Origin of the sequence: Mycobacterium sp. SMC-17 (assembly GCF_045310915.1) — a bacterium.
In the GTDB taxonomy this organism is placed as follows: domain Bacteria; phylum Actinomycetota; class Actinomycetes; order Mycobacteriales; family Mycobacteriaceae; genus Mycobacterium.
Window position 1 is genome coordinate 24,255 of sequence record NZ_JBJIAK010000057.1, and the last position, 11,222, is coordinate 35,476.

The 11,222-nt window shown below is 67.1% G+C and carries 8 protein-coding genes and 1 pseudogene; 5 read left to right on the forward strand and 4 right to left on the reverse strand.

Annotated features, from left to right (window positions below; genetic code table 11):
• The first annotated feature begins 21 nt into the window (after positions 1-21).
• Positions 22-3,978, forward strand: a complete 3,957-nt coding sequence (locus ACJH7A_RS26090; RefSeq protein WP_406802953.1) for a DNA-directed RNA polymerase subunit beta' — start codon at positions 22-24, stop codon at positions 3,976-3,978.
• A gap of 62 nt (positions 3,979-4,040) precedes the next feature.
• On the opposite strand, the gene ACJH7A_RS26095 is transcribed toward ACJH7A_RS26090, so the two are convergent.
• From ACJH7A_RS26095 to ACJH7A_RS26105, 3 genes are read right to left on the reverse strand one after another with little or no spacing between them, the layout of a single operon-like run.
• On the reverse strand, positions 4,041-5,057 hold the full coding sequence (locus ACJH7A_RS26095; protein ID WP_073697039.1) for an NAD(P)/FAD-dependent oxidoreductase: 1,017 nt from the start codon (positions 5,055-5,057) through the stop codon (positions 4,041-4,043).
• Positions 5,054-5,563: an isoprenylcysteine carboxyl methyltransferase family protein gene (locus tag ACJH7A_RS26100; protein ID WP_073697038.1), complete on the reverse strand. Its 510-nt coding sequence runs from the start codon at positions 5,561-5,563 to the stop codon at positions 5,054-5,056. Before ACJH7A_RS26100 ends, ACJH7A_RS26095 begins: the two co-directional genes overlap by 4 nt.
• A 4-nt stretch (positions 5,564-5,567) precedes the next feature.
• The gene (locus tag ACJH7A_RS26105; RefSeq protein WP_406802955.1) at positions 5,568-6,626 is read right to left on the reverse strand and encodes a type III polyketide synthase; all 1,059 of its coding nucleotides are present in this window, start codon (positions 6,624-6,626) and stop codon (positions 5,568-5,570) included.
• Positions 6,627-6,747: 121 nt separating this feature from the next.
• Between ACJH7A_RS26105 and ACJH7A_RS26110 the strand changes: the two genes are divergently transcribed.
• From ACJH7A_RS26110 to ACJH7A_RS26125, 4 genes are read left to right on the forward strand one after another with little or no spacing between them, the layout of a single operon-like run.
• Complete coding sequence (locus tag ACJH7A_RS26110) at positions 6,748-7,518, forward strand: sensor domain-containing protein (protein ID WP_168176076.1); 771 nt, start codon at positions 6,748-6,750, stop codon at positions 7,516-7,518.
• Entirely contained in the window at positions 7,515-8,264 is a 750-nt protein-coding gene (locus tag ACJH7A_RS26115; protein WP_406802956.1) for a sensor domain-containing protein, read from the forward strand. Before ACJH7A_RS26110 ends, ACJH7A_RS26115 begins: the two co-directional genes overlap by 4 nt.
• A 19-nt stretch (positions 8,265-8,283) precedes the next feature.
• Positions 8,284-9,033, forward strand: a complete 750-nt coding sequence (locus ACJH7A_RS26120) for a deoxyribonuclease IV (protein WP_406802957.1) — start codon at positions 8,284-8,286, stop codon at positions 9,031-9,033.
• Positions 9,034-9,064: 31 nt separating this feature from the next.
• The gene (locus ACJH7A_RS26125; RefSeq protein ID WP_073697034.1) at positions 9,065-10,477 is read left to right on the forward strand and encodes an amino acid permease; all 1,413 of its coding nucleotides are present in this window, start codon (positions 9,065-9,067) and stop codon (positions 10,475-10,477) included.
• A gap of 8 nt (positions 10,478-10,485) precedes the next feature.
• Here the strand turns inward: ACJH7A_RS26125 and ACJH7A_RS26130 are convergent.
• Positions 10,486-11,222 (reverse strand): annotated as a pseudogene (locus tag ACJH7A_RS26130) (hypothetical protein); the annotation flags it as partial.

An 11,222-nucleotide genomic window follows, 5' to 3' on the forward strand; every position in this document is an offset into this window, starting at 1 on the left:
CGCAAGGGGAAAGGGAGTTACGTGCTAGACGTCAACTTCTTCGATGAACTCCGCATCGGCCTGGCCACCGCGGAAGACATCCGTAATTGGTCGTACGGCGAGGTCAAGAAGCCGGAGACCATCAACTACCGCACGCTCAAGCCGGAAAAGGACGGCCTGTTCTGCGAGAAGATCTTCGGACCTACTCGCGACTGGGAGTGCTACTGCGGTAAGTACAAGCGCGTCCGCTTCAAGGGCATCGTCTGCGAGCGCTGTGGCGTCGAGGTGACTCGTGCCAAGGTGCGTCGTGAGCGCATGGGCCACATCGAGCTGGCCGCGCCGGTCACCCACATCTGGTACTTCAAGGGCGTTCCGTCGCGCTTGGGCTACCTGCTGGACCTGGCCCCGAAGGATCTGGAAAAGATCATCTACTTCGCGGCCTACGTCATCACCTCGGTCGACACCGAGATGCGGCACAACGAGCTGTCGACGCTCGAGGCCGAGATGGTCGTCGAGAAGAAGGCCGTTGAAGATCAACGGGACCTCGATCTCGCCGAGCGCGCGCAGAAGCTCGAGCAGGACCTGGCCGAGCTGGAGAAGGAAGGCGCCAAGTCCGACGTCCGCCGCAAGGTGCGCGACGGTGGCGAGCGCGAGATGCGTCAGCTCCGCGACCGGGCCCAGCGTGAGCTGGACCGGCTCGACGAAATCTGGACCACCTTCACCAAGCTGGCCCCGAAGCAGCTCATCGTGGACGAGGTGCTGTACCGCGAGCTGCAGGACCGCTACGGCGAGTACTTCACCGGTGCCATGGGTGCCGAGTCGATCAAGAAGCTCATCGAGACCTTCGACATCGACGCCGAGGCCGAGTCGCTGCGCGACACCATCAAGAACGGCAAGGGCCAGAAGAAGCTGCGCGCCCTCAAGCGTCTGAAGGTCGTCGCCGCGTTCCAGCAGTCCGGCAACTCGCCCATGGGCATGGTGCTCGACGCCGTTCCGGTGATCCCGCCGGAGCTGCGCCCGATGGTTCAGCTGGACGGTGGCCGCTTCGCGACCTCCGACCTGAACGACCTCTACCGCCGCGTCATCAACCGCAACAACCGGTTGAAGCGACTGATCGACCTCGGTGCGCCCGAGATCATCGTCAACAACGAAAAGCGCATGCTGCAGGAGTCTGTGGACGCGCTGTTCGACAACGGCCGTCGTGGCCGGCCGGTCACCGGTCCGGGCAACCGTCCGCTCAAGTCGCTGTCCGACCTGCTCAAGGGCAAGCAGGGCCGCTTCCGTCAGAACCTGCTGGGTAAGCGCGTCGACTACTCGGGCCGTTCGGTCATCGTGGTCGGCCCGCAGCTCAAGCTGCACCAGTGTGGTCTGCCGAAGCTCATGGCCCTCGAGCTGTTCAAGCCGTTCGTGATGAAGCGTCTGGTCGACCTGAACCACGCGCAGAACATCAAGAGCGCCAAGCGCATGGTCGAGCGTCAGCGTCCCCAGGTGTGGGATGTCCTCGAAGAGGTCATCGCCGAGCACCCGGTGCTGCTGAACCGTGCACCTACGCTGCACCGCCTGGGTATCCAGGCCTTCGAGCCGCAGCTGGTGGAAGGCAAGGCCATCCAGCTGCACCCGCTGGTGTGTGAGGCGTTCAACGCCGACTTCGACGGTGACCAGATGGCCGTGCACCTCCCGCTGTCCGCGGAGGCGCAGGCTGAGGCGCGCATCCTGATGCTGTCGTCGAACAACATCCTGTCGCCGGCCTCGGGCCGTCCGCTCGCCATGCCGCGTCTGGACATGGTGACCGGTCTGTTCTTCCTGACCACCCAGATCGACGGTGACACCGGCGAATTCGTGGCGGCCACCAAGGACAGCGCCGAGCAGGGCGTCTACAGCAGCCCGGCCGAGGCCATCATGGCCATGGACCGCGGTGCGCTGTCGGTGCGCGCGAAGATCAAGGTCCGGTTGACGCACCTGCGCCCGCCGGCCGAGATCGAGGCCCAGCTGTTCGAGAACGGCTGGAAGCCGGGCGACGCGTGGACCGCGGAGACCACCCTGGGCCGCGTGCTCTTCAACGAGCTGCTGCCGAAGGGCTACCCGTTCGTCGACAAGCAGATGCACAAGAAGGTCCAGGCGGCGATCATCAACGATCTCGCCGAGCGCTACCCGATGATCGTCGTGGCGCAGACCGTCGACAAGCTGAAGGACGCCGGCTTCCACTGGGCCACCCGCTCGGGCGTGACGGTCTCCATGGCCGACGTTCTGGTGCCGCCGCAGAAGCAGGAGATCCTGGAGCGCTACGAGGGCCAGGCCGACGCGATCGAGAAGAAGTACCAGCGCGGCGGTCTGAACCACGACGAGCGCAACGAGTCGCTGGTCAAGATCTGGCAGCAGGCCACGGAAGAGGTCGGTAAGGCGCTGGAGGACTACTACCCGGCGGACAACCCGATCATCACGATCGTGAAGTCGGGCGCCACGGGTAACCTCACGCAGACCCGCACCCTGGCCGGCATGAAGGGTCTGGTGACGAACCCGAAGGGTGAGTTCATCCCGCGGCCCATCAAGTCGTCCTTCCGCGAGGGCCTGACGGTGTTGGAGTACTTCATCAACACCCACGGTGCTCGTAAGGGTCTGGCCGATACCGCTCTGCGTACCGCCGACTCGGGCTACCTGACCCGTCGTCTGGTCGACGTGTCGCAGGACGTCATCGTCCGCGAGACCGACTGTGAGACGGAGCGCGGCGTCATCGTCACCTTGGCCGAGGTCCAGGCTGACGGTTCGCTGGTCCGCGACGCCCACGTCGAGACGTCCGCCTACGCGCGGACCCTGGCCACCGATGCGGTCGACGCGAACGGCAACGTCATCGTCGAGCGCGGCCACGATCTCGGCGACCCGGCGATCGAGGCCCTCCTGGCCGCGGGTATCTCGACGGTCAAGGTGCGTTCGGTGCTGACCTGTGCCACCGGCACCGGTGTCTGCGCCAAGTGCTACGGCCGCTCGATGGCCACCGGCAAGCTGGTCGACATCGGCGAGGCCGTCGGCATCGTCGCCGCCCAGTCCATCGGTGAGCCCGGTACCCAGCTGACGATGCGTACCTTCCACCAGGGTGGTGTTACCGGTGGCGCCGACATCGTCGGTGGTCTGCCCCGCGTGCAGGAGCTGTTCGAGGCCCGCGTGCCCCGCAACGTCGCTCCCATTGCCGACGTGGCCGGCCGGGTGCAGCTGGAAGAGGACGACAAGTTCTACAAGATCACCATCGTTCCCGACGATGGTGGCGAGGAAGTCGTCTACGACAAGCTGCCGCGTCGTAACCGCCGCCTGCGCGTCTTCAAGCACGACGACGGCACCGAGCGCCTGTTGGCCGATGGTGACCACGTCGAGGTCGGCCAGCAGCTCATGGAGGGTTCGGCGAACCCCCACGAGGTGCTCCGCGTCCAGGGCCCCCGCGAGGTGCAGATTCACCTCGTCAAGGAGGTCCAGGAGGTCTACCGCGCACAGGGTGTGTCGATCCACGACAAGCACATCGAGGTCATCGTTCGCCAGATGCTGCGTCGCGTGACGATCATCGACTCGGGCTCGACGGAGTTCCTGCCCGGTTCGCTGACCGAGCGCAGCGAGTTCGAGACCGAGAACCGTCGCGTCGTGGCCGAGGGCGGCGAGCCCGCGGCCGGACGTCCGGTGCTGATGGGTATCACGAAGGCATCGCTGGCCACGGACTCGTGGCTGTCGGCGGCGTCGTTCCAGGAGACCACGCGCGTGCTGACCGATGCGGCCATCAACTGCCGTAGCGACAAGCTGCAGGGTCTGAAGGAGAACGTGATCATCGGTAAGTTGATCCCGGCTGGTACGGGCATCAACCGGTACCGCAACATCCAGGTCCAGCCGACCGAGGAAGCCCGCGCTGCGGCGTACACGATCCCGTCGTACGAGGATCAGTACTACAGCCCGGACTTCGGTCAGGCCACTGGTGCTGCCGTGCCGCTGGATGACTACGGCTACAGCGACTACCGCTAGCTGGTCACAAGAAAGCCCCCGCTTCGGCGGGGGCTTTTTTGTTGCCGTGCGCCTGCTCGGCATCAATTGGCCAGCAGGTTCACCGCCGCGGAGAACTGGCGCGGCAAGGCTGCGGCGGCCGGGACGATGCGGGACCTGATGGCGGGGACGGCCCCGGCTCGGACCAGAACCTCGGTCAGCAGCCGGTAGCGACGGGTCAACGTGCGCCACCTGCGGTCGTAGTCCTCGACCCGGGCGTGGACGATGCAGTCGACCAAGGCCTCGGCGGCGCTGAACGCCAACCCCAGACCCTCGCCGGTCAATGCGTCGACGTAGCCGGCAGCGTCGCCGACCAGCAGCACCCGGCCCGCTACCCGGGTCCGCGCCTGCTGCCGTAGCGGCCCGGCTGCCAGGTCGGGCCCGAAGTCATGTCCCGCGACGCGCTGCCGCAGCTCGTCGAACGCCGCGAATTTCGCCTCGAAACCCCCGCGGCCGGCCGACAGGATCGCGATACCGACGCAGTCGTCAGCCACGGGCGTCACGTACGCCTCGGCCTCGCGGCTCCAGTGCACCTCGACGTTGTCGGTCCACGGCGCCAGCTGTACATGCCGGCGGATACCCCAGCGGCGCGGGCCCGCGGCGGGCCGCGCCAACCCGAGGTCGCGACGGATCGTCGAGTGCAGGCCGTCGGCCGCCACCAGGTAGCGGGCCCGCAGCCCGGCGCACCGCACGCCGGTCGCGTCCTGGCTGATCTCACCGGCCGCACCCTGGACGATCTTCACCCCGGCCGCGCGCGCCGCGTTGCTCATCGCGGCGTGCAGCGTCGTCCGGCGGATCCCGCGGCCGACCCCGTTCCGAAACGCGGCCTCGACCCGTGTCGCCCCCGCGTGATAGCTGATTCCGCGCAGCGTCCGGCCGGGCGCCTCCACACCCAGCCGGTCGAGCTGGGCGAGGGAATGCGGCATCAGGCCCTCGCCGCAGGCCTTGTCGAGCGTGCCCGTACGTCGCTCGACGACGACCGCTTCCAGGCCGGCATGCGCCGCATACAGCGACGTGGCGAGCCCCGCCGGACCGCCGCCGATCACGAGCAGGTCGATCACGACAGACTCGCCAGCGCGGCGTTCTCGACCCGCAGGCGCGTGCGCAGGAGCACCGCGTTGAGCACCGTGAACAGCGCCGCCGTCAGCCACGCGGTGTGCACCAGGGGCAGCGCGAATCCCTCGATCACCACGGCCACGTAATTGGGATGCGACAGCCACCGGTACGGACCCGCGACCACCCGCGTGGCTCCCGGGACGACGATGACGCGGGTATTCCACTGCGGCCCGAGCGTGACGATGCACCACCACCGCAGGGCCTGCGTCGCCAGGACCACCGCCAGCATCGGCCAGCCCAGCGCGGGGAGGAACGGCCGGTCGAGCAGCAGCGGTTCGAGCACGCACCCCACCAGCAGTCCGACGTGCAGCACCACCATGAACGGGTAGTGGCCGAAGCCGTGTTCGGTGCCGCCGCGCGCCAGCGACCAGGCCAGGTTGCGCTTGGACACGACGAGCTCGACGAGCCGTTCGAGGGCGACGGCCGCGATCAGCGCCAGGTACCAGCCCACGGGTTCAGCGCCACCGCAGTAGGACCAGTTCGGAGCAGAAGCCCGGGCCCATCGCCATCATCAGCCCGAGACTCCCCGGAGGTGGACGCTTGGCGATGGTGTCGTGCAGGACGTGCAGCACCGAGGCCGACGACAGGTTGCCGACCTCGGCAAGGGACCGCCACGTCAGCTCGAGGGCGTCGTCGGGCAGGCCGAGTGTCGCGGTGATCGCCTCGATCACCTTGGGCCCGCCGGGATGGCTGACCCACGTGGTGATGTCGCTGGTCTCGAGGCCATGTGCGGCAAGGAAATTGGTGACGTCGTCACCGAGGTAGGTCTCGATGACCTTGGGTACGTCAGGGGAGAGCACCAGGTGGAAGCCACCCGAGTCGATGTCCCAGCCCATCGTCCGTTCCGAGTCGGGGTAGAGGTGGCTGCGGGAATCGAGCACCTCCGGACCAGGGGCGGCGACGGTCGCGGCACGCCGGTCTCCGACCATGACGACGGCACCGGCTCCGTCACCGAACAGGCTGGAGCCGACGACGGTCGCAATCGACGGCTCGGCCTTGGGCATCAGCGAGCACAGCTCCACCGCCAGCAGGACGGCGATGTCGTCGGGCGCACCGCGCAGGTAGTCGTTGACCCGCGCGACCCCGGCGGCGCCGGCGACGCAGCCCAGCCCGAACAGCGGCACCCGCCGGACATCGGGGCGTAGGCCGATCAGACCAGCGATCCGGGCGTCGAGCGTCGGCACCGCCACGCCGGTGACGGTGGTGGTGTAGATGATGTCGACGTCGGCGGGTTTCAGGCCGGCGTCGTCGAGGGCACCTTGGATCGCGGCGCAGCCGAGGGCCACGGCGTGTTCGATGAAGACGTCGTTGGCGTGGCCGAAGTCCGTCAGGTCCGGATAGTCCGCGAGCGGCAGGACGGTGTGCCGGGTTTCGACCCTGGCGCTGCGATGCAGTTTGCGGATCGCGTCCGCGTGCTCGGCGTAGCCGGGAAGCTCCAGCAGCGCATCGGTGATTTGCTCCTGCGTGTGGCGGTGGGGCGGCAGTTCGCTACGGACACTTGCGATTACGCTCATCATCCCTCCTATACCCAGATCACGAGATCCAGACCGCGCGGGTTCACCTTTCTTGGGTCACGGAACTGGGCCGAACCCGGAACGGCTTGTGCCAGGATGAGTCCGGGGGAGGGGAATGTTCATGCGAACACGGGTCATTTTGGCGTGCGGGGTCGCCGCCGTCATCGTCGTGCCGAGTGCCGGCTGCCAGTCCGACTCTGGCAGCCCAGCGCCGGCCGGATCATCCAGCTCATCGACTGCCGCGCCGACGACCACTGGGACACCGCCGCCGCCGACGTCGTCGGCTCCACCGCCGCCGGCCGGGCCGTTGGTGCAGATGGAACAGCTGACAGGATTGCTGCCCAGTGCCGCAGAGGCCGGTGCCGCCGTCAACATCCCGAACCTCAGCGCCACCGAGTCCCACGACACGTTGAGCCTGCTGCCCGACGACTACGTCTCGGACATGTCCTGTGTGGGCGCCATCGCCGACGCCGCGATCCAGCCCTACTCGGACAGCCCTGTCGTCAAGGTCCGCACCCAGGACTACGCGCCGGGCGACGGATCGAACAGTGCCACGGTCATCACGTCGGCGATCCTCTACGAGACCGTGCAGGATGCCCGCGACATGGTCGCCGCGACGGTGGCCGGGTGGCAGGCGTGCGCCGGCAAATCCGTCCAGGTGAAGACCATGCCGGCACCCTCGACGTTCACCATCGGCACCGCAGCCGCGACCGGTGATCTCCACACGCTGATCGACACCCGGACCGCCCCGCCCGATTTTTCCTGCGGCCGGGGCATCACGTCACGCAACAACGTGGTGATCGACCTGACGGTGTGCGGCAAAGACCCCGCAGCGGTAGGCGCGGGCACGCAGGCGGCACTGGGCCAGATCGCGGCGAAGGTGCCGGCATGACCGCCCCAATGCCCTCCCGCGCTGAAAAGCGCTGCGCACCAATGTTTTTTGCGATCACCGCAACGGCCGCTCTGCTGGCCGGGTGCGACTCGTCCGTCAACGGCAGTCCCGTCGCTGCTCCGGTGGCGTCGGGTAGCGCGCCGGCCGCCACCGCTACCGCTCCGGCGCAGGCCCCGGGCACGCTGCTGCCCGCGGACCTGCCGCGCGTCATGCTGCCGATCGAGGAGCTCCGGAACATCACGAAGGCGCCGTCGCTGGTGAAGATCGCCACGTGGCGGCATCTGGGTGTTGGACTGGGCATCACGTTCACACCGCCGCAGTGCGGTGTCGTCGCCAGTAACAGCCTGCAGGTCATGTTCGGCGGCAGCAGTCCAACCGGTGTGCTGTACCCGAATTACATGAGTACGGAGCAGCCGCTGGTCCAGGTCTATCCGGGTGCGGTGACCTTTCCGGATCCGGCCGCGGCGCGTGCCCTGATCGCCGCCCAGCTGCCGGTGTGGCAGCAATGCGCCAACTCGGACGTCACGATCAAGACGGTCGATGGCACCGCGGCCCAGCACAACAACGCGCTGCAGGCCACCGCCGACACGCTGACCTTGCCCATCACCATCGGGGGCAACTACCAGTGCGTACGAACCCTGGCCGCCAGGAACAACGTCGTCTTCGACAACGTCGTCTGCGCGCCGAGCCTCAGCGGTGAAGATGCGACGATCCTGAACGCAATGGTCGCCAAGCTGCCGCACTAGTCGAAGTAGGCTGGGCCACATGCTGATTGGTTCGCACGTCGACAACACCGATCCTCTGGCCGCGGCCGCTGCCGACGGCGCCGATGTGGTGCAGTTCTTCCTGGGCAACCCGCAGAGCTGGAAGAAGCCCGCGCCCCGCGAGGACGCCGAGGCGCTACGTGCGTCCGCTGTACCTCTCTATGTGCACGCGCCGTACCTGATCAATGTCGCGTCAGCCAACAACAAGGTGCGCATCCCGTCGCGCAAGATTTTGCAGGACACCTGCGACGCCGCGAGCGCGATCGGCGCGACGGCCGTGATCGTGCACGGCGGGCACGCCGACGACAACGACATGGATGCCGGCTTCGAGCGGTGGGTGAAGGCGCTCGACGCGCTCACGACCGACGTGCCCGTCTACCTGGAGAACACCGCGGGCGGCGATCACGCCATGGCCCGGCACTTCGACACCATCGCCCGGCTGTGGGACCGCATCGGGGACAAGGGCATCGGGTTCTGCCTGGACACGTGCCACGCCTGGGCGGCGGGGGAGGCGCTGGTCGACGCGGTGGAGCGCATCAAGACCATCACGGGCCGCATTGATCTGGTGCACTGCAACGACTCCCGTGATGCCGCCGGCTCGGGCGCCGACCGGCACGCCAACTTCGGCATGGGGCAAATCGACCCGCAGTTGCTGGCTGCTGTGGTGCGTGCCGCGGACGCCCCGGTCATCTGCGAGACGTCCGAGGACGGACGCAAAGACGACATCGCGTTCCTCCGCGAGAACGTTTAGTCCGCACAGTCAATTGTGGTAGACCCTTCGGGTGCAAGACGCCAACACTGAGGTAGCAGAGACCCCCGACGCCGGATATGAACGTGGCCTGTCTGCGCGCACTGTGCAGATGATTGCGATCGGCGGGGCCATCGGCACCGGCCTGTTCTACGGCGCGGGCGGGGCCATCGAGAAGGCCGGCCCGGCGCTGATCCTGGCCTACCTGCTGGCCGGTCTCGCGGTGTTCGTCATCATGCGGGCGCTCGGTGAGTTGCTGGTGTACCGCCCGGTGTCGGGCAGCATCTCGGAGTACGCCGAGGAGTTCATGGGCCGGTTCGCCGGGTTCGCGAACGGCTGGACGTACTGGGCGGTGTGGGCGACGACCTGCATGGCCGAGATCACCGTCGCCGGTAAGTACGTGCAGTACTGGCCGTGGGGGCACGACATCCCGCAGTGGGTGACGGCATTGGTCGTCCTGTTGGTGCTGTTCGTGGCGAACCTGATCTCGGTGAAGATCTTCGGTGAGGCCGAGTTCTGGTTCTCGATGATCAAGGTCACCGCGATCATCGGCATGATCCTCATCGGCATCGGGGTCCTGTTGCCGATCGCCGGATTCGGCCCGGCCACCGGTCCGAGCGTGACGAACCTGTGGAACGACGGCGGCTTCTTCCCGACGGGCTTCAGCTCGGCGTTGCTGAGCCTGCAGATCGTGGTGTTCGCCTACGTCGGTGTGGAGCTGGTCGGTGTCACCGCGGGTGAGGCCGAGAACCCGAAGGTGACGCTGCGCAAGGCCATCAACACGCTGCCCTTCCGCATCGGCCTGTTCTACGTCGGCGCGCTGATCGTGATCCTGTCGGTGCAGGGCTGGCGGAATTACCACGCCGGGCAGAGCCCGTTCGTCGCGGTGTTCCAGTACCTCAACATTCCGGCGGCCGCGGGCATCGTGAACTTCATCCTGCTGACGGCGGCGCTGTCGTCGTGCAACTCGGGGATCTATTCGACGGGCCGCATGGTGCGCAGCCTGGCCCAGCGCGGTGATGCACCCGCCGGCCTGCAGGCGCTGAGCAGCCGGCACGTGCCGATGCTGGCCATCTGCTTCTCGGTCCTGACCATGGGCGTCGGTGTCCTGGTGAATTACCTGTCGCCGGACAAGGCGTTCGCGTACATCACTTCGGTGTCGACCATCGGCATCATCTTCGTGTGGGGCTCGATCCTGGTGTCGCACCTGATCTATCGGCGGCGGGTCGCCGAGGGCGTGTTGCCGGCATCGGATTACCGACTGCCCGGGGCGCCTGTCACGACGTTCCTGGCGCTCGGGTTCCTGGCGCTGGTGGTCGTGCTGCTGTTCCTCACCGACGACGGACGGACCGCGATTCTGGTGGGTGCCATCTGGTTCGTCATCGTGACGCTGGGGTACTTCGTGCACCGCGGCGATCGCGCCACCGAGGTCGTGACGCGCCACTAGTGCTCGGGTTAAGGCGCCGCCTCAATGGCGTTCGCGCCGCCGAGCCCTTTATCGGTGACGAATGCCAGTAGCTTCGTCACCGCGTCCAATGCGGCCCGAAGCTGTTGTATTCGAACGGATTTCGGGTCGCTGAAGACCTGTGTCCGGTTCAACTCGGCCGCGATTTGGTTTTCCATCGCCACTAATTGGCCCCAAAGCTCATCGCTGGTCGGCAGTCCGAGAAGCTTGAGTGCGTAGTCGGTGGCAACGCGCAGGCTGAGCTGAGTGACGTTGAGCGTCAAGGTCTCGGCGCTGGATGCGCCCAGGGCTGCACCTGCGACACCCGCGCCGCTGGCGGCCAGCGCCCCCAACGTGGCAAGACCGCCAACCATGCCGCCCGGACCGAAGGCGGCGAGTCCGCCAGTGATTGCCGCTGCTCCGAATGCTGAGGCTGGAGCGGCAGCCATGAGGCCGATGGGCCCGGCGGCCACCAGCGCCAAACCTGCTGCCGCCAGGCCGATTCGGCCCCAGGGGGTACCACCTGTTCTCTTGAGCAGATCATCGACTTCGGTTAGAGCTGTGACGATGTGCGTGCTGCGGTTACGGGTGAATCCGAGGAGGTCGAGCATGTCGGCGACCGCTGCCTTGGGCGCATCACCGGTATCGATCTCGTAGGGTTCGATGAAATTGGGTGTCGCCTGCCATGAGGATGGGACCAGTGTGACCTGATTTTTGCCAGGGTGATGGGACCACCTGGATTGCCAGT